We start from the raw sequence: 17,636 nt of genomic DNA on the forward strand, positions 1-17,636 counted from the left end.
GGCTGCTTTTATTGCATTTCTATATACCGGTCCTTCAGCTCAGGGAAAAGAATTTCGAACGAGCTGTACTGACCTCTTTCTGAGCGGCAGACAAGCTTATGCCCAAGTTTCCCGGCCAATTCATTGGCAAGATACAGCCCCATTCCTGTAGAAGCAGCCATCTGCCTGCCGTTTTTCCCTGTAAACCCTTTTTCAAAGACACGGGGAATATCCTCCTGGGGTATACCGATCCCGTTATCACAAATCGTAAGTTTCCGCTCGGCAGGCTGGATAGATATACTGATCATGCCCCCGGTTCCGGTATACTTCAGTGCATTGCCGATGATCTGACTGACGATAAACAACAATGCTTTCCTGTCTGTTAAAACAGTAAATGGCTCAAGTGACAGCTCCAGCCTGGTCTTTTTAGATAGAAACAGCTTCATATGCTGCTTGGCGGCATCCTTGATTGTCTGCTGGATATCGATCTCCTGGATCAAGTAATCTTTATTAAATTGGCTCATGCGGGATACATAAAGCGCCTGCTCGGCAAAATGCTCTATCTTGTGCATTTCCTCTGCCAGGCTATCAATATCTCCATCTGTTTCAAAATGCATCCTGCTTACAGATATCGGTGTTTTTATCTCATGGAACCATAGTGCCATATACTCGAGCCAGTCCTTTTGATTCCTTGCCAGGATATCTTCTCTTTCGTGCTGGTTCATATACTGGCTCCGGAAAAGCTGCAAAATCAAGCGTTCTTCCTGAGACATGCCCCGCCATTCACCAGGAAGGCTGTCCTGCTCAACCGCAGGCGCCAAATGATTATAAAACTTCCTCTTGGAAATATAGCCGGCTGCCAGATGTACAGCTATCACAATAAGAGAAATGGCTGCCATATAGAGCAGACTGGAGAGGCGGAGGGCTGAACCGGGTTCAAGCCAGACGATAATCCAATTGAAAGCTAGCATAGTGCAGATGGACGCCAACAGCCTCCTCTGATCCAGCAGATACTTCCCCCAGTTCATAGAAGCATATACCCCAATCCTTTTTTCGTAGAAATCCTGTCCTTCAATCCTGCTGATTCAAGCTTTTTCCGCAATCGCCCTACATTGACGGTCAAAGTATTATCATCTATGAATTGCTCATCCTGCCAAAGCGCCCGCATGATTTCATCACGGGAAATAATCTGTTCAGGCTTTTTCATCAGCGTATATAATATCAGGAACTCATTCTTGGTCAAAGAAACCTCCGTCCCCGCATACATAAATGCCGCAGTTCCCATATTAAGCGATATACCGCCTGCTGTTATAATGTCTGTTTCCTCTCCCTTCCCCCTGCCGGCTCTTCTTAGAACCGCATTGATTTTAGCAACCAGCACTTCCAGCGAAAAAGGCTTCTGGATATAATCATCGCCCCCCATATTCATTGCCATGATAATATCCATATTCTGCGAGCGAGAGGAAATGAAAATAACAGGCACATCGGACATCTCTCTTATTCTCCCGCACCAATAATAGCCATCCCTCTCAGGAAGATTGATATCAAGCAGAATCAGATCAGGGCTGCAGGCGCTGAATTGTTCTTCTATCATGGTGAAATCCTCGACTGGCAGCACTGAAAATCCCCAGTTTTTCAAAAATTGCCCGATAAGCCCTCTCATTTTGCTGTCATCTTCAATAATCATGATTTTCTGCATAAAATAATCCTTTTCTATTTTTATTTCAAACTATTTCTGTCAACGAAGTAAAAATTTTACTTAAACTATATTTACAATCTATATAGTTAAATATTACTATTGAAATGGTATATACTTCAATAAGGATAAAGAACTGAAGGATGTGTGGAATGTGGAAGTTTTCGTGGGCAGACAGCCAATCTTTGATATCCATCAGGAACTGTTTGGTTATGAGCTATTGAATAGAACGGGCAAGGAAAATGTTTATCTGCAAACTGATGGGGATATGGCCACTCTGGAGGTTTTAAAAAACAGCTTCCTTAGTATTGGCATGGATAAGCTCGCGGACGGAAAAAAATGCTTCATTAACTTCACCGAGAAACTAATTCTGAACGATATTCCAACCTATTTTGATAAGGAAGCCATAGCAATAGAAATTCTTGAAGATATCATTCCCAGCAGAGAAATACTGCAGGCATGCGCAAAGCTTAAACAGCTGGGGTACACAATTGTTTTGGATGACTTTGTTCTAAAAGATGAGAATAAAGCACTCCTCGAATATGCTAATATCATAAAAGTTGATATAATTAAATCAAACATCCAGGATATAGGAAAGATACTCAGGGAGCTGCCCCATAAAGACGTTAAGCTTTTGGCGGAAAAGGTAGAAACCAGAGAGGATTTCACTATAGCGAAGTCTCTTGGCTTCACTTTGTTCCAAGGTTATTTCTTTAGCAAGCCGGTAGTAATCAATGCCAAGGATGTTTCCTCAACTTTGATTAATCAGCAGCATCTATATCTTTTAAATAAAATTGACGACCCTGAGCCGGATATCGATGAAATCGCCGAGCTTGTTGAAAATGACTTTTCCCTTACCTACAAAATTCTGCGCATTGTAAACAGCGCAGCTTATCATATGAGAAATAAAATCAATTCAATCAAACAGGCCATTATGGTGCTGGGACTTTACGAGCTTCGCAAGTGGGTGCTTTTGATGGCCATTTCAGATTATAAGTCAGCTAAAGATAATGAAACAATTAAGCTTTCAATGTGCAGAGCCAAATTTGCAGAATCCATTGGAAAGCTGATCCAGCGGAATATTTCGGAGTATTTCCTGCTTGGCTTATTTTCTTTATTAGATACAATTTTAGAGCGGCCAATGGAGGAAATTCTTGTAGAGCTGCCACTGACTCCTGCCATGCAGGAAGCCCTGCTGGGGCATAAAAACGAATTTACTCTGGTCTTAGATTTGTTGTCATCTTTAGAAAGAGGCATTTCTATCACTGAACTGAGCAGCATTCTCAATATTCCTGAAGACGAAATATATAGCCAATACGTGGAAGCCATAGGCTGGGCTGATAGTTTAAACCGCTCTATCAATGCATAAGCAAGTTTTATTTGGGGGAATCACAGATGTCCAGCAGCTATACCATTACTAAAAAAAAGAAACGGGACAAAAATCAATATATCCTTGGTATTTCCTTTATTCTTCTGTTGGGATCATTCTTTATACCGCTGGTAGTGCTGCTCCCTCTTCAGCAGGCCCTTTATCATCCATTCGGATACTGGTTCCTGGAGCCGCCGAGATCAGCCTATTTTATTTTCACCGGCTCTCTCATTTTATTGAGCCTCAGCCTGCTCATGATGATTTCCGGCTTGGCAAAAAATAAATTTGCCAAGGGATTGATTGCTGCGGGCATATTTGTAAGCATCCTGCTGTCAGTCTTAAGTGTAGACCATTATCACTATATGAACGGAAATGGCATTTATATCAATCCCTTTTTCGGCTTTGGCGAAAAGGAATTTCTGTGGGCCGATGTAAAGGAAGCGAAGCAGATTGCAGTCGAAGAAAAAAATGGACTTAAGGATAAAAATCTGACATTTGTTTTTAAAGACGGAGAACAGTACAGCTTCCTCATTACAGAAACCGTACGAAAGGCTTATCCGATTTTTAATGTGAAGCTCCAGGAAAAGGGCATCCAGGTAACCAGGGAGTTCCCGGAATAACTGCAGACAAAAAGGAGCTCCGGCATTGGGGCTCCTTTTTGCTATCAGCCCAGCAGCTGTTCTATGTCCGCTTCCATCTCGAACGGATCTGTCGTAGCCTCAAACCTTTGTATTACATTTCCCTCTGCATCTATCAAAAACTTCGTGAAATTCCACTTAATTGAGTCGCCGAACAAGTATTCAGGATGCTTTTCCTTTAGAAGAGGAATGAGGATTTTTGCAACCGGATGATTCGTATTGAATCCTTCGAAAGGCTTCTGTGCAGTCAGGTAATTGAATAAAGGATGAGCATTTCCGTCGCGTACATCCATTTTTTGAAACATCGGGAACGATACACCATAGCGGAGCTCACAAAACGATTGGACTTCCTCATCGCTCCCCGGCTCCTGGCTGTCAAACTGATTGCATGGGAATCCCAATATTATCAGCCCTTTTTCTTTATAGCGGTCGTATAATTTCTGCAGATCCTGATATTGAAAAGTGAAGCCGCACTGGCTTGCTGTATTGACAATCAGCATTACCTTCCCCCTGTATTCCTCCAGAGAGATTTGTCTCCCGTTCATGGCCGGAGCTGAAAATTGATAAACACTCACTGTAATTCCCCCATCTATCTGTATAGTCATTATGTAATGGTTCTTTGTAACTATAAAGAACATACCCTTGTTTCGAAAGTTTAAACTCTCTGGAGCACTTTTTTTCTATATTTTTAACAAGGCGGGTTACTAAATGCCTGATTTCGGGTAAAAAAAGGCAGTTTCCTAGTAAATACTGTAAAATCTCTAAAGAGGAGGGCAGAGAAATGAAAAGAAAAATACATATCCTTGCAAGCTTACTGGCTCTATGCTTCCTGGTTCTGTCAGCTTGCAGCGGGGAAGAAGAAAAAGCTTCTGGTGAAAAGAAAAATGATGCTCCCCAGGAAGAGGCCAGGGAGCAGGAAACAGCTTCTGATGAAAAGATACCAGAGGCAGCGGAAGATATTGAAGGCATGGTTGTCCAGAAGCCCGGAAAGATACTTGAAGGCAAATTGGAGCCCGAGGTGGAGGTTGCGGATTTATGGGATTCCAAAAAATACACCAGCTTTAATGAGCAGACACTCCAGCCTGCAGCAGAGAAAGAAATGGAAGCATATTTTTCTGAGCACAAGGATTTATCCGGCAAGCAGGTATATGACTATCTCGTCTATCAGCTGGGTTCAGGTTTATATCATTCCTATTATGAGGACCTTGTTTCTTTTGAGCATGGTCATGAGATGCCGGAACTCCCTGATGGGGAAGATGAGATACAGCAGGCAAAAGAACAAAAGTCCAATGTCGTCATCCTGATGGATGCAAGCGGAAGCATGAAAGCTGACGTCAGCGGCGGCAATAAGATGATAGTGGCCAAAGAAGCGATTAAGGAATTTACCAGTTCCCTTGAAGATGATGCCAGCGTTTCCTTAATGGCGTATGGACATATAGGGACAGGGAGCGATGAAGATAAAGCTGAATCCTGCAGCCGCATTGAGGAGGTATTTCCTTTAGGGGCCTATGAGAAGACTGCCTTTAATCAATCTATGGATTCTTTTGAGGCAAGCGGCTGGACCCCTCTTGCAGGAGCGATTGACAAGGCAAGGGAGCTTTTGTCCGCTTATAACAGCACGGATTATAAAAACACCATCTATATTGTCAGCGATGGGGTTGAGACTTGTGACGGAGACCCTGTAGAAGCAGCGCGAAAGCTGCAGGGCAGCAATATTGAGGCAAAGGTCAATATCATCGGCTTTGATGTTGATGACGAAGGGCAAAAACAGCTAAAGGAGGTTGCTGAAGCTGGCGGCGGAACTTATGCAACCGTAAAGAATAAAGACGAGCTGGAGGACCAGGTGCTGAAAAAATGGAAGCCGAGTCTGGGCCAGATATTCTCCCAGCTGGGAATACCATTGCATGAGACGGTAGACCAGAAAGAAAGGCTCCTTGATATATCCAATCCGATCAGATTGGCCTCCGATAGGGAAAAATACAGAATTGAAAATGGCGTTTCCTTCCTGAGGAGTGAAGAGCTGATCACACCGGAGGCGGCAGAAGAAGCAGCGGAACTGGCGGAAACCAGGCATGAAATCCGCGACTCACATTTCAAGGAATTATACGAGCAGAAAGAAGAAGAAGCACAAAAGGCAAGAGATGATATCAACAGCCAAGTAGAAGCCTGGAAAGATAAATGGTATGAGGTATTAAAGAACGAAAACTAATGTGAAAAGGCCCCGGACATTGCCGGGGCCCTTTCGTTTTCCTATTAAAAATCAAAGTTATCCGGGTCTGGCCCAACACGCAGATTTTGGTTCAGTGAACTGATCTGCTCCATTTCATCGCCAGATAGCTCAAAATCAAATATGGCACTATTGGCGGCTATCCTGTTCTCCTTGGTGGATTTAGGGATTGTAATGACACCATTCTGCAGATCCCAGCGCAGGATGACCTGAGCTGCAGATTTTCCATGCTTTTCAGCAATGCTAATAATGATTTCATTGTCCAATAGCTGCCCCTGCATAAGCGGGCTCCACGCCTCAAGCTGGATTCCATTTTCCCGGCAGAATGCTTTTACTTCCTGCTGGGTAAGGCGCGGATGGTATTCTACCTGATTGATCACCGGCTTGACCTCAGCATCCTTCAACAAGTCCTTCAGGTGATGTACCTGGAAGTTGCTCACGCCGATAGCTCTTACTTTTTTTTCTTTATAAAGGGTTTCAAGCGCCCGCCATGCATCTTTATATTTCCCTTCCACCGGCCAATGGATAAGGTACAGATCCAGATATTCAAGACCAAGCTTCTGCAGGCTTGTTTTATACGCCTCGATTGTTGATTCAAAGCCTAAATCGCTGTTCCACACCTTTGAAGTGATAAAAAGGTCCTCACGGGATATGCCTGCTTCTGCAATTCCCTCTCTGATTCCCTGTCCGACACCCTCTTCATTTCCATAGATAGCTGCCGTGTCTATGCTCCGGTAACCAAGCTTGATTGCTGATTTTATGGCGTTAACAAGCTCCGGCCCTTCTTCTACTTTAAATACGCCCAATCCCATCCATGGCATTTCCACACCGTTATTCAGGACTGTTTTATCTTGAATGCTTTTAATCATTATTATTCCTCCTTAATTTTCAGGAACTGCTTTAAGCAGCTCCCCCATTGATCGTTTTTGTTTTCCTGTCCTGGTTTTCCAGCTTCATGCTCCAGCCTGTAAGAATGACAGCGCCAAGCACCATGCTGGCACCAATCCACGGTGTATGGATCAGCCCGATAGAGTCTGTGACGATGCCTCCCAAGTAAGAGCCAATCGCAATTCCGGCGTTGAAGGCGGCAATATTAATAGCAGAAGCAACATCCACCGCTCCAGGGACAAACCGTTCTGCCAGCATGACCACATATACCTGCAGCCCTGGGACGTTCATGAATGCAAACAGCCCCATCAGCAGGATGACAATCAAGCCTGCCGTCTTATAGGGTGCTGCAAATGTGAGCAGCAGCAGCACCACGGCCTGAATGATGAACATATAAAAGAGTGCCCTGATCGGATTTTTGTTCGCCAGCCGGCCGCCGGCCATATTTCCTATCGCAATGGCAATTCCATATAAAAGCAAAATGGCAGCCACTGTACCAGCTTTAAAGCCGGTCACTTCCTGCAGCAGCGGTGACAGATACGTAAATACAACGAATGTGCCGCCGTACCCAAGCGCAGTAATAATAAAAACCAGCAGCAGCCTGCCGTTCGTAATCAGTTTGATTTGATCGGCAAATGCAGCTTTAGACCCTTTTGAAAGATTTTTTGGTACAAGGACGCTGTTGGCAATAAAGGCAATGACGCCAATCACGACAATGGCCACAAAAGCAAATCTCCAGCCAAACTGCTGGCCGAGGAATGTCCCAAACGGAACACCTGTTACTGTGGCAACAGTCAGGCCTGTAAACATGATTGAAATGGCGCTTGCCCTCTTATCCTTCGGCACTAAATCGGCGGCAATGGTAGAGCCGATGGACATGAACACCCCGTGGCTCAAGGCCGAAATAATCCGCGCGGCAAGGAGAATACCTATGCTGCCTGATGATGCAGCAATGATATTCCCTGCAATGAATACCACCATGATCCAAAGCAAAAGTGATTTGCGGGACATTTTAGCTGCGATCGAGGTAAGGACAGGCGCTCCGAACATGACTCCCAGTGCATATATAGAAACAGTCAGTCCTGCTGTGGTGACGGGAATATTCAAATCTTCCGCGATCATCGGCAGCAGCCCGACTGAAATGAATTCAGTTGTTCCGATTGCAAACGCACTGACTGCAAGCGCAAGCAGCGGAAGCAAACTTGTTTTGCCAGTTGGCATATTTTTCTCCTCCTATTCCTATCTATGAAAATTTTATGAGTATAGCAATTTCCTGCCGGCAAATGCTATTATGGGATATAGCATTTCTTTTGAAAAGTACGTACTTTATAGTGCTATAGGAACTGAAAAGTTCTGTAGGCACTTTTTGGTTCCTATGAAACAGGAGTGATCATGATGGAGAAAAAGAAATATAATATATCGGTGGAAGCCACCCTTGAAGTAATCGGCGGCAAATGGAAGACTGTGATTCTCTGCCACCTGACCCACGGGAAGAAAAGGACGAGCGAGCTGAAGAGGCTCATGCCAAATATCACACAGAAAATGCTCACCCAGCAGCTTCGCGAGCTTGAAGAGGACGGTGTCATCAACAGGATTGTATACAATCAGGTTCCTCCCAAAGTCGAATACGAGCTCAGCGACTACGGCAAATCACTGGAAAGCATTCTTGACGCACTATGCGCCTGGGGAGAACGGCATATCACCAAAGTCTATGGCGATAAATTTTCCGTTCTGGAAGAAAGCGTACTGAACGATAAATTGAAGTAGAAATGCGGAAGCGGCTTGCCCAGAGCCGACAAGCATAAGACGCGCTAGAATAAAAGGCGTTCTTTGCCTTTAATTCTAGCGTGGCTTATGACTCGAGGCTCTAGCCGCTGGAGCTGGACAATGAAATGCGGAGGGCGCTTGCACAGCCCCGACAAGCATAAGACGCTTCAGGATAGAAGGCGTTCTTTGCCTTCAATCCTGAAGTGGCTTATGACTCGAGGGGCTAGCGCCCGGAGCTGGACAAATAGAAAAGCGGAGGGCGCTTGCTCATATAAGGAACCCAGGTAAAGACACCTCGTCCCCCTCCTGGCCCGCACCCCCGCGGGCCTTCTTTATTATTGTGCCTCTTTATATATTTTTTTAATTTTATTGTTGACTCTCACGCTGCGTAATACTTTAAAGTAATTGTTGAAGGGAGGCCGGAAACATGGCCATGAAGGTAAAAGAAGCCGCCGAGCTGGCTGGCATCAGTGTGCGCACACTGCATCATTATGATGAAATTGGACTCCTCGTCCCCGATGAGCTCTCAGAGGCAGGCTACCGGCTGTACTCCGATGAAAATCTGCAAACGCTGCAGCAGATCCTCTTTTTCAAAGAGCTCGGCTTCCCTTTGAAGAAAATTAAAGAAATTATCTGCAGCCCTTCGTTTGACCAGCAGAAGGCTTTCGAGCTGCACCGGGAAATGCTGCTTGAAAAGCGCAGCCGCCTGGATAAGATGATTGCATCTCTGGATAAAACGATCAGGCATGCAAAAGGAGAGATACACATGTCTAATAAAGAAAGATTTGAAGGCTTTGACTTCAGTTCCAACCCATATGAGCAGGAAGCCCGTGAACGCTGGGGAAACGAAGCTGTGGATGCTTCCAATAGTAAAATTGCCAAAATGACAAAGGAAGAACAGAAAAAACTGGGAGATTCCATGAACGGGATTTACCGGCGTCTCGCGGAAGTGCGCCATTTGGCCCCTGACTCGGACGAAGCCCAGGAGGCCATTGAAGAATGGTATGTATTCCTGAACAAAATAGGCAGCTATTCTTTGGACGCCTTTAAGGGGCTCGGACAAATGTATGTCGATGATGAACGTTTCACCAGAAATATCGATCAATTCGGTGATGGCCTCGCCAGCTTTATGCGCGACAGCATGATGGTCTACGCAGACAAAAATAAATAAAGAGAAAACCCAAGCCCTTCTGCGGCTTGGGTTTTCCTTATTGTAAACTTTTAATGAACTCCTTAAAGTCTTCCCCTGTTACAGGCCTGCTGAAGTAGTATCCCTGGCCAACCGGGCAATTGTTTTTCAGCAGGAACTCTGCCTGTTCTTTATGTTCAATGCCTTCAGCGACTACACTGAAATTCAAATTTAACCCCATATCGATTATGGCCTTCACAAGCGATCCGTTTTGGGCAGGATCCAGTATATCGTCTACGAACGACTTATCAATCTTAATGGTGTCGATCGGCAGGTGCTTCAAATAGCTCAATGAAGAATAGCCTTTTCCGAAATCATCAATGGAAAGCCTGATGCCAATCTTTTTTAATTCATTCAGGGCTACAGTCGCCTTTTCGATATTCTGCATGATGCTTTCTGTTATCTCCAGCTCCAGGCAGCCGGGCTCAATATCGCAGGAAGACAGTACCGATTTTACAAACATGATGAATTCAGGATCTTCAAGCTGCCGGACTGATATATTGACTGCTATCGGCACCGATCCGGCTCCCTCCTCTTTCCAGCGGTTATGCTGTTCGCATGCTGTCCGCAGGATCCATTTTCCCAACGGCACGATCAGGCCGGTCTCTTCTGCCAGCGGTATGAATTCCCCGGGAGGAACAAGCCCCCCATCCGGACGCTGCCAGCGCACGAGCGCCTCCGTCCCTTTCAGCTTCCCCGTCTTCAAATCTATCTGCGGCTGGTAATGAAGCAGAAGCTCTCCGCGGTCAAGCGCTTTGCGCAATCCATTCTCCAAGGCCATTTTCCGGGAGGCCAGCCCCTCAAGGGAAGATGTGTAAAATTGAAAATTATTCTTTCCTCTTTCCTTAGCCAAATACATGGCTGTATCCGCATGCTTGATCAGCGTTTCCTGATCAGTGCCATGCTCAGGATAAAGACTGATGCCTATGCTGGGAGTAATAAAAAACTCTTCCCCTTCAAGGATGAAAGGCTTGTTAAACTGATCGATGATTGCCCTAGCTGCCCCTTCTATCTGGTGCTTTTCCTTTTCTTCAAAAAGAATGATGAACTCATCACCGCCCTGCCTGGCTACAAGCCCGAGGCTCCCTACAGTGTCTTCCAGGCGGATCCCCGCCTTCTTTAGGAGCAGATCGCCAGTAGAATGGCCTTTTGTATCATTGATAATTTTAAAGCGGTCCAAGTCCAGGAATAAAACCGCCGCTTTCTCTTTTCCGCTGTTCAAAATATCCTGCAGCCGCCTCATGATTTCATTCCGGTTCGGCAGGCCTGTCAATGTGTCATAAAAGGCCATATACTCCATGGTCCTTTCAGACTTTTTCCGTTCAGTAATATCCCGGCCAATGACCTGGACGGCTTCTCTGCCGCCGTACCGGATCGGCATGGAGGAAACTTCCACATCAACAAGGACGCCATCAAGCCTTTTCGCCTGCACCTCAAAACGCCTCTTCCCAGCCATATCGCTGTCTGCTGCCAGCAGTGTATTATAAATTTCAAAGGTCGCCTCTTTATTGACAAAGTTAATAATAGGCTTCCCAAGAAGCTGTTCTTTACTGGAGGCGCCGATCAGCCGGCATCCTGCTTCATTAATATAAACAATGACATTCCCGGAAATAACCCCGATAAAATCAGGAGACAGCTCGACAAGGCCCCTGTACCGGTCTTCACTTTCTTTTCTGTCGGTTATATCAAACAGGACGCTCGAAAATTCAATCAGCCTGCCCTTTTTATCGAGGACGGGAATTCCTCTGTCCTGTATCCACCGGATTCCCCCTTCAGGGCGGATGATCCGGTATATGCTTACAACCGGTTCTCCCTGTTCAACTCTTTGTTCCCGTTCTTTCAGGACTGATACATCATTCGGATGGATGACTTTTCTCCATAAATCATGATCATTATAAAACGATTCCCGCGGAAAGCCATACAGCTTTTCAATTCCGGAGGTGATCATCAGCCTGCCGCTCTTCATATTATGATGCCAGATGGCGACGTCCAGGGTATCAAAGATATTGTTAAGCCTTTGATTGCTTTTTCTCAGCTCGGCTGTCGTTTTCCGGATGCCTTTTTGAATAAAAATGAAGAACAATACAATCAAGAGCCCTACGCTGATCACTGTATGGATCAATTCGAACACCCACAAGTTCCGTGGAGGAAAATAATAGGCAAGGGCTGTTTTAATAGCTTCATCTACTAAAAATATGAAACATAATATAATAATCCATACCAGTATGGAATAATTCCTGGCGAAAAATCTCATTGTGGCAAGCTCCTATGTATAGGCTATCAAAAGGGAAAATCCGTTATTTTTACTATTATCCCATAATTAATGGATAAACAACAAAAAAAATCGGGCTCATTTCCAAATTGAAAAAGAGGGGCCCGATCTCGGAAATATAAATATATTCTTTCTTCTATTCATTCTGTTTTATAACACCGCTTCCCAGTTTTCTGATGTAAGGGCCTGAAAACGCTCTACATCTTTATTATCCAAAGCTTTGTCTATCTCTTCATATCGTTTTGCTTCAAGCCACTCGCCCTGCACTTTTTCAATCACTTCGTTCACTGCATCTGTGTATTCTGTTGTTTCCTGAGACAGAATCTTTCTTGTCTTCCAGCTGTCTTTATCCGCTAAGTCATGGATGGATGATAAATACTGATCCTGGTTGAATTGGTTCGGTTTGTACTCGGAATTCATATCGTTCCTGCCTCCTGTTTTTATAGGATAATATCATTCAATTGTGTTAGTACTTATTTATTACCCGAATTTCCTGAAAAATAACGGGTCAATCGGTCTTATGTCTTTATTTCACTTAAAAAGCCCGTATCATCAACCTGTTTTCAGATTTTATTTCAGCCTTTATTTCGTATATTATAAAGATGATGTACTGTTAAAAGGAGATATTATGATCAGAACGATTGCGGTAACGAAGAATCAGGAAATTAAAAGCAACTGGGATATCCCCAGGCTGCTGGAAGAGGATATTCTCTGGTATTGGGCAGATTTCAGCAACCCTTCCGATGCAGAAATCGAGCTGCTGAGAAAGCCGCTGAACTTCCACCCCCTGGCCATTGAGGACTGCATCCATGTGCTTCAGCGGCCAAAACTGGACTATTATGAAGACTATGCATTTTTTGTTACACACAGCGTCAATCCGGATACGATCGACCGTGAAGAGGTTAATTTCTTCCTCGGGCAAAATTATGTGATTACTTTCCATCACCAGCCTTCCACTGAAATAGAAGAAGTCAGGGAAAGGCTCAGGCTGTCCCATTCGCCTGATAAGTGGGAGCCGCTCTTGGTTCTATACCATATTCTTGATAAAATTGTGGACAACTACTTTCCGCTCGTCTACCAGCTGGAGGACACGCTGAATGATATTGACGAAAATTCAAAGGACAGGCCGATGGAGCTTTTGCTGGAAGATCTCTTTGATGCCAGGCACGATCTTTTGGCCCTGAGGCACACTGTCGCCCCGATGAGGGATCTTATCTACAGGATGCTGAACTCCCAGCGTCTCGCAGGCTTCCAGGAAAAAATCAAATATTTTTCCGACATCCATGACCATCTCCTGAAGCTTGCCGAGATGATTGAAGAGAACCGGGAGCTCACCACCGATATCAGGGACAGCTACATATCATTGAATGCCCACCAGACAAACAGAGTCATGAAAGTGCTGACGGTCATCACGACCATTTTCATGCCACTCACCTTCATCGCCGGGATATATGGAATGAATTTTGAGCATATGCCAGAGCTCAAATGGGATAGCGGCTATTTTGCCACCCTGCTGGTCATGCTCACTATCGGGCTTGCCATGTTTGCCTGGTTCAAGAAAAAAGGCTGGTTCAAGTAGAAAATAAAGATTGGAGGATGATCATCCATGTTCAAAACGATACCACCCGGAGATTTTTTCACCTTTGCAGATGAAAATGACTATGCGGCTAAATTAAGGGAGTGGGGATTGATTACTGCCTCCGCCAAAAACGCTAAGCAGGATTTCTCTTATAAACGCGGGGCAGCCGCTTATACTGTCGCCATAAAAGGATTTTTGCAGACAGGAAACCACGAAACCGCTGTAGTGGCGTTTTCCAATGACGCGCTTCACTGCGTCCATCCTGCCTACTTAAAAGAAATGCAGAGTTCTTCCTTTGGCAAAGCCAGTTCCCTTGAAACGGGAGATTCTCCGCAAGATACCGGGCTTCCAGAGGCAGGAGAGCCGGCGAAGGCTCCGGCACAGGCGGCGGAGGACAAAAAGCCGGCAGAGAAGAAACAGAGAAAAGCTCCCGCCCTTGACCTTCCGTCAGATAAGGTGCCTTTTGAGGCAGCAATTAAGGAATTCACTACAAAATATAATCATTTTAATGAAACGGATGAAGAAATCATCGTCTTTGAGCAGGTGCGGATTACAGGAGAAAACCCGCTCGAAGTTGGCGAAGCCTGGTGCAGCTACAGCAAAACACTGAAAAAAGCAGAGCTGACCGAAGGAAACAAGCTCACCTTCGAAGCTAAAATCGTCGACCGGAAGCTGAATAAGGATGTGCGTTATAAGATCAATAATCCTTCTAAGATTAAGAAGCAGGAGGATTAAGGACGGCAGCTGTTTCAGTTGTAAAATTAGTTTCTCTCTACAGGGTTTCGTTTTGGATGAGGCTGCTAATTTCCGTTCCAGGCACTTCGCTTTCCGCGGGGCGGCGCTGAGCCTCCTCGTCGCTGCCGCTCCTGCGGGGTCTCAGCTTTGCCGCTGCAATCCCGCAGGAGTCTGCGTGCCTTGCACTCCAGTTAGCAGGGTTTTTTAAACTTTTTGGGCAGGTTTGCAGTCAAAAGCAGATTCCTATTATCCACTGTTTATCAAGCAGGCATTTATTTTATTTTCCTAAAATAGGGGAGCACGGGAGACTTCTTCTGTTCTCTCTTTTATTTATTTCAGGAAGGCACTGCTCAAGATGCATGGACGGATCTCCCCACCATATTCGTCCATTTCACCAGCAGAATCCACCTGCTTCTCAGCTTTGCTTCATCGCAATCCAGTTAGTGCATAGTATGGATATAGCCGGATATTATTTTCTTCCTTCAACTCTCCTTTCCTTCACTCGCTGCATTAGCTCACCGTTTCCTCCAGCAAAGATAGGGAAAACATCTAATATCAATTCTAAATAGGAGGATTTTCAATGCATAAAAAAAGACTGTTGCTACCGGTATCACTGGCCTTTGCCATATCTGCAGCAGGCTGTTCCGGTACGGATGATGCCGGTTCTCCTGCTCCGGAAGATTCCCAGCAGGAACAAACTACAGTGCCTGACGATCATAATTCAGAAACCGGTACAGATGAAAATGAAGCCGAAGCCGATGGGACAGCAGAAAACAGCACAGAAGAAGATAACAGCCAGTCTGGCAGCACCCAGACAGCAGAGGATGTCATCGGGAAGGTAAAAGAGCAGCTGAAGATGAAGAATGCTATCCTGCCCGCTTCATTTCCTCTGAAGGAAGGCACCCATCTTTCAGCCTCAATCGAGGAGGATAAGACAGATTCCTATCAGGTCACCTTCTATCAGACGAATGAAATGGTGCCTGTCAACGACCCTTCATTAACACCTGATGGAAGCGCCCCTGTTGTCGCAGTCTTTAAGGCACATAACAAAACGGCAGCTGACATTGACCAGGAGTTGTTTCCGCCAATGTCGGTTGATGAAGAAATACCGGCAGAAATGGCTATTGATCTTGGCCATGGCATTAAGGGCATGGCCGAGGGAGCTGCAGGCCACAAATACTTGAGCTGGAAAGAGGGCAATTGGATCCTCCAGATCAGGTCAGTCTCAGAAGATCAAATGGATGATCAGGCAATTGCCCGCCAGATGGTTGATTATCTTGAATCCCATTACCTCCCTGCACCACATGATGATGGCCGCATCAAGGTTCATTACAGGCAAGGCGGCAATGAGGTCGAAAATGATATTTACTGGGAAGATGGAGAAAGAATCTACGAGCTTCAAACACAGAAAGTGCCGCTTGAAGCTTTGGAAATGGCTGTTAGTACAAAATAAAGCAAACAGGCCGGAATCCATTGTTCCGGCCATTTTTATGGTGCGGCAAGCTCAACCTTTAGCCGGTCCGGGTCCTCGAAAAATACTGCATAATGGCCCTCTCCGCCGGCATAGGGGTATCTGTCCTCGTAAAGAAGACTGACCCCCTTTTTCTTTAGCTGTTGTGCCATCCGGTCGACCTGGATGCGGGAATCGGCGTGAAAGGCAATATGATTGAGGCCCGTTCCCGAGCGGTGATAAGGGATATGAAGATATTTTTCCTCTGTCTGCACAAATACAATATAGGCCTCATCCAGCCTCCAGCTTCGTCCCTTCTCCCATTCCTGAAAAGGTTCATAGCCAAGCTCTTCTAAAAACCAGCCCCAGAATCCAATGGTCTTCTGCAAATCAGATACGTTGATTTCAATATGATGGATATGTCCAGGCATACTCCTACCCCCTTTTTAATCTATACATTTCATTCTACCAAAGGCCCCCTTTGAGTGGACGCTCTTTTATGCAGGCACCACCTTTGAATGCTCCGGCAAAGTGAATTATACTGATGGCAGCAGGGTGTGGAGGCACAGCCTGAATTTTTCATAAAAAGAGAGGAAGATCTTAATGGATAAATGGAATGGATTCATTCAGGGCTGGCTCGGCCACAGGAACGCGCTGATCGAACTGCTCGGCACATTTGAAGAAGGGCAGCAGAATTTCAAAGCATGGGAGCAGGGGATGTCTGTTTCTGAGCTGACTGTACATATAACCGGTTCAATGGAGATGTTCGTGCAGACAGTAAAGAGCGGCGAATTCACACCGCCTCCTGAGTATCCGGCCATTGAAACATTGGAGCAGCTAAAAGCGCTAGTCCAGGAGGAAACTTCTAAAACAAAAGCAGCACTTGAAGAGCTGACACAGGACCAGCTCGGGAAAACAGTCGATTTCTATGGCATGACCATGCCCGGGATCGTTCTCCTTGAAAATGCCAAAGACCATGAAATTCATCATAAAGGACAACTGTTTACATACGCCCGCCTTGCAGGCATCGAGAAGCTGCCTTTCTTTGTGAGCAGATAAATAAGAAAAGCAGACTCTCCACCATGGAAAGCCTGCTTTTCTTATTTATTCACCCAAATCAACGTTATGGTACACTCGCTGGACATCTTCCAGATCCTCAAGGGCATCGACCAGCTTTTCAAACTGGGCAAGATCCTCTTCAGATAAGGAAAGTTCATTCTGGGCAAGCATCGTCTGCTCTGCAACTGTAAATTCCTCTACCCCGGCAGCCTTTAAAGCCTCCTGGACGGCATGGAATTGATCTGGCTCGGCATAAACGATGACGGTATCCTCTTCTTCAAGGATATCACGTGCATCGACATCTGCTTCCATCAGGATTTCCAGCACTTCATCAGCTGATTTGCCTTCCAGTCCGAAAACAGCCGTTGCATCAAACATATATGCTACAGAGCCGCTGACACCCATGTTCCCGCCATTTTTTCCGAATGCCGCGCGGACATTGGACGCGGTTCTGTTCACATTATTGGTGAGTGCATCCACGATGACCATGGAACCGCTCGGCCCAAAGCCTTCATAGCGGAGGTTGTCATAGCTCTCTTCTCCGCCGCCCTTCGCTTTATCAATCGCACGGTCGATGATGACTCTTGGCACATTATAGGTTTTGGCGCGCTCGAGCACAAACTTAAGAGCCTGATTGGATTCCGGATCCGGCTCCCCCTGCTTTGCCGCTACATATATTTCCAGTGCGAATTTAGAGTACACACGGCTTGTATTTGCATCCTTGGATGCCTTTTTTTCTTTGATATTATTCCATTTACGGCCCATCTGTTCCACTCTCTTTCACTTAT

At 45.5% G+C, this 17,636-nt stretch carries 18 protein-coding genes; 9 read left to right on the plus strand and 9 right to left on the minus strand.

Annotated features, from left to right (window positions below; genetic code table 11):
- Positions 1–8: 8 nt before the first annotated feature.
- Positions 9–1,007 carry a sensor histidine kinase gene (locus ACQCVH_RS13955; RefSeq protein ID WP_426836269.1) on the minus strand — a complete coding sequence of 333 codons (999 nt, stop codon included), beginning with the start codon at positions 1,005–1,007 and terminating at the stop codon, positions 9–11.
- A complete protein-coding gene (locus ACQCVH_RS13960; protein WP_426836270.1) occupies positions 1,004–1,678 on the minus strand; it encodes a response regulator transcription factor in 675 nt (224 codons plus the stop codon). The genes ACQCVH_RS13955 and ACQCVH_RS13960 overlap by 4 nt, the downstream gene beginning before the upstream one ends.
- A gap of 151 nt (positions 1,679–1,829) precedes the next feature.
- Here ACQCVH_RS13960 and ACQCVH_RS13965 point away from each other — a divergent pair, with 151 nt between their 5' ends.
- Positions 1,830–3,044: an EAL and HDOD domain-containing protein gene (locus tag ACQCVH_RS13965; protein ID WP_426836271.1), complete on the plus strand. Its 1,215-nt coding sequence runs from the start codon at positions 1,830–1,832 to the stop codon at positions 3,042–3,044.
- A 26-nt stretch (positions 3,045–3,070) separates the two neighbouring features.
- A complete protein-coding gene (locus ACQCVH_RS13970; RefSeq protein WP_426836272.1) occupies positions 3,071–3,664 on the plus strand; it encodes a hypothetical protein in 594 nt (197 codons plus the stop codon).
- A 44-nt stretch (positions 3,665–3,708) separates the two neighbouring features.
- On the opposite strand, the gene ACQCVH_RS13975 is transcribed toward ACQCVH_RS13970, so the two are convergent.
- Entirely contained in the window at positions 3,709–4,257 is a 549-nt protein-coding gene (locus tag ACQCVH_RS13975) for a glutathione peroxidase (RefSeq protein ID WP_426836273.1), read from the minus strand.
- Positions 4,258–4,463: 206 nt separating this feature from the next.
- Between ACQCVH_RS13975 and ACQCVH_RS13980 the strand changes: the two genes are divergently transcribed.
- Positions 4,464–5,891 carry a vWA domain-containing protein gene (locus tag ACQCVH_RS13980; RefSeq protein ID WP_426836274.1) on the plus strand — a complete coding sequence of 476 codons (1,428 nt, stop codon included), beginning with the start codon at positions 4,464–4,466 and terminating at the stop codon, positions 5,889–5,891.
- Between the two features lie 44 nt (positions 5,892–5,935).
- Here ACQCVH_RS13980 and ACQCVH_RS13985 read toward each other — a convergent pair whose 3' ends face one another.
- Positions 5,936–6,775: an aldo/keto reductase gene (locus ACQCVH_RS13985; RefSeq protein ID WP_426836464.1), complete on the minus strand. Its 840-nt coding sequence runs from the start codon at positions 6,773–6,775 to the stop codon at positions 5,936–5,938.
- A 34-nt stretch (positions 6,776–6,809) separates the two neighbouring features.
- Positions 6,810–8,018 carry an MFS transporter gene (locus tag ACQCVH_RS13990; protein WP_426836275.1) on the minus strand — a complete coding sequence of 403 codons (1,209 nt, stop codon included), beginning with the start codon at positions 8,016–8,018 and terminating at the stop codon, positions 6,810–6,812.
- Positions 8,019–8,192: 174 nt separating this feature from the next.
- Between ACQCVH_RS13990 and ACQCVH_RS13995 the strand changes: the two genes are divergently transcribed.
- Both ACQCVH_RS13995 and ACQCVH_RS14000 read left to right on the plus strand, forming a co-directional pair.
- Positions 8,193–8,564, plus strand: coding sequence for a winged helix-turn-helix transcriptional regulator (locus ACQCVH_RS13995; RefSeq protein ID WP_022543312.1), 372 nt, complete (start codon positions 8,193–8,195; stop codon positions 8,562–8,564).
- A 427-nt stretch (positions 8,565–8,991) separates the two neighbouring features.
- Positions 8,992–9,735 carry a MerR family transcriptional regulator gene (locus ACQCVH_RS14000; protein ID WP_426836276.1) on the plus strand — a complete coding sequence of 248 codons (744 nt, stop codon included), beginning with the start codon at positions 8,992–8,994 and terminating at the stop codon, positions 9,733–9,735.
- A 37-nt stretch (positions 9,736–9,772) separates the two neighbouring features.
- On the opposite strand, the gene ACQCVH_RS14005 is transcribed toward ACQCVH_RS14000, so the two are convergent.
- Both ACQCVH_RS14005 and ACQCVH_RS14010 read right to left on the minus strand, forming a co-directional pair.
- A complete protein-coding gene (locus ACQCVH_RS14005; RefSeq protein ID WP_426836277.1) occupies positions 9,773–12,007 on the minus strand; it encodes a putative bifunctional diguanylate cyclase/phosphodiesterase in 2,235 nt (744 codons plus the stop codon).
- A 168-nt stretch (positions 12,008–12,175) separates the two neighbouring features.
- The gene (locus ACQCVH_RS14010) at positions 12,176–12,445 is read right to left on the minus strand and encodes an IDEAL domain-containing protein (RefSeq protein ID WP_426836278.1); all 270 of its coding nucleotides are present in this window, start codon (positions 12,443–12,445) and stop codon (positions 12,176–12,178) included.
- Positions 12,446–12,653: 208 nt separating this feature from the next.
- Between ACQCVH_RS14010 and corA the strand changes: the two genes are divergently transcribed.
- The 3 genes from corA to ACQCVH_RS14025 all read left to right on the plus strand — a co-directional run bounded on the left by corA (position 12,654) and on the right by ACQCVH_RS14025 (position 15,792).
- A complete protein-coding gene (corA, locus tag ACQCVH_RS14015) occupies positions 12,654–13,604 on the plus strand; it encodes a magnesium/cobalt transporter CorA (RefSeq protein ID WP_426836279.1) in 951 nt (316 codons plus the stop codon).
- 27 nt (positions 13,605–13,631) lie between these two features.
- Positions 13,632–14,339: a hypothetical protein gene (locus ACQCVH_RS14020; protein ID WP_426836280.1), complete on the plus strand. Its 708-nt coding sequence runs from the start codon at positions 13,632–13,634 to the stop codon at positions 14,337–14,339.
- A 580-nt stretch (positions 14,340–14,919) separates the two neighbouring features.
- On the plus strand, positions 14,920–15,792 hold the full coding sequence (locus tag ACQCVH_RS14025; RefSeq protein ID WP_426836281.1) for a hypothetical protein: 873 nt from the start codon (positions 14,920–14,922) through the stop codon (positions 15,790–15,792).
- Positions 15,793–15,827: 35 nt separating this feature from the next.
- Here ACQCVH_RS14025 and ACQCVH_RS14030 read toward each other — a convergent pair whose 3' ends face one another.
- Complete coding sequence (locus ACQCVH_RS14030; RefSeq protein WP_426836282.1) at positions 15,828–16,220, minus strand: VOC family protein; 393 nt, start codon at positions 16,218–16,220, stop codon at positions 15,828–15,830.
- A gap of 172 nt (positions 16,221–16,392) precedes the next feature.
- Here ACQCVH_RS14030 and ACQCVH_RS14035 point away from each other — a divergent pair, with 172 nt between their 5' ends.
- The gene (locus tag ACQCVH_RS14035; RefSeq protein WP_426836283.1) at positions 16,393–16,848 is read left to right on the plus strand and encodes a DinB family protein; all 456 of its coding nucleotides are present in this window, start codon (positions 16,393–16,395) and stop codon (positions 16,846–16,848) included.
- A gap of 45 nt (positions 16,849–16,893) precedes the next feature.
- On the opposite strand, the gene ACQCVH_RS14040 is transcribed toward ACQCVH_RS14035, so the two are convergent.
- Positions 16,894–17,613: a YebC/PmpR family DNA-binding transcriptional regulator gene (locus ACQCVH_RS14040; protein WP_426836284.1), complete on the minus strand. Its 720-nt coding sequence runs from the start codon at positions 17,611–17,613 to the stop codon at positions 16,894–16,896.
- Between the last annotated feature and the right edge of the window lie 23 nt (positions 17,614–17,636).

The sequence above is a fragment of the Bacillus infantis genome (genome assembly GCF_050107595.1).
Lineage (GTDB): Bacteria > Bacillota > Bacilli > Bacillales > Cytobacillaceae > Bacillus_AB > Bacillus_AB infantis_C.

Bases quoted from the DNA above. Each gene is read 5' to 3' on its own strand.
- ACQCVH_RS14040 (WP_426836284.1), bottom strand. From the start codon at position 17,613: ATGGGCCGTAAATGGAATAATATCAAAGAAAAAAAGGCATCCAAGGAT.
- ACQCVH_RS14030 (WP_426836282.1), bottom strand. From the start codon at position 16,220: ATGCCTGGACATATCCATCATATTGAAATCAACGTATCTGATTTGCAG.
- ACQCVH_RS14005 (WP_426836277.1), bottom strand. From the start codon at position 12,007: ATGAGATTTTTCGCCAGGAATTATTCCATACTGGTATGGATTATTATA.
- ACQCVH_RS14025 (WP_426836281.1), top strand. From the start codon at position 14,920: ATGCATAAAAAAAGACTGTTGCTACCGGTATCACTGGCCTTTGCCATA.
- corA (WP_426836279.1), top strand. From the start codon at position 12,654: ATGATCAGAACGATTGCGGTAACGAAGAATCAGGAAATTAAAAGCAAC.
- ACQCVH_RS13980 (WP_426836274.1), top strand. From the start codon at position 4,464: ATGAAAAGAAAAATACATATCCTTGCAAGCTTACTGGCTCTATGCTTC.
- ACQCVH_RS13995 (WP_022543312.1), top strand. From the start codon at position 8,193: ATGGAGAAAAAGAAATATAATATATCGGTGGAAGCCACCCTTGAAGTA.
- ACQCVH_RS13960 (WP_426836270.1), bottom strand. From the start codon at position 1,678: ATGCAGAAAATCATGATTATTGAAGATGACAGCAAAATGAGAGGGCTT.
- ACQCVH_RS14000 (WP_426836276.1), top strand. From the start codon at position 8,992: ATGGCCATGAAGGTAAAAGAAGCCGCCGAGCTGGCTGGCATCAGTGTG.
- ACQCVH_RS14020 (WP_426836280.1), top strand. From the start codon at position 13,632: ATGTTCAAAACGATACCACCCGGAGATTTTTTCACCTTTGCAGATGAA.
- ACQCVH_RS13990 (WP_426836275.1), bottom strand. From the start codon at position 8,018: ATGCCAACTGGCAAAACAAGTTTGCTTCCGCTGCTTGCGCTTGCAGTC.
- ACQCVH_RS14035 (WP_426836283.1), top strand. From the start codon at position 16,393: ATGGATAAATGGAATGGATTCATTCAGGGCTGGCTCGGCCACAGGAAC.
- ACQCVH_RS14010 (WP_426836278.1), bottom strand. From the start codon at position 12,445: ATGAATTCCGAGTACAAACCGAACCAATTCAACCAGGATCAGTATTTA.
- ACQCVH_RS13955 (WP_426836269.1), bottom strand. From the start codon at position 1,007: ATGAACTGGGGGAAGTATCTGCTGGATCAGAGGAGGCTGTTGGCGTCC.
- ACQCVH_RS13970 (WP_426836272.1), top strand. From the start codon at position 3,071: ATGTCCAGCAGCTATACCATTACTAAAAAAAAGAAACGGGACAAAAAT.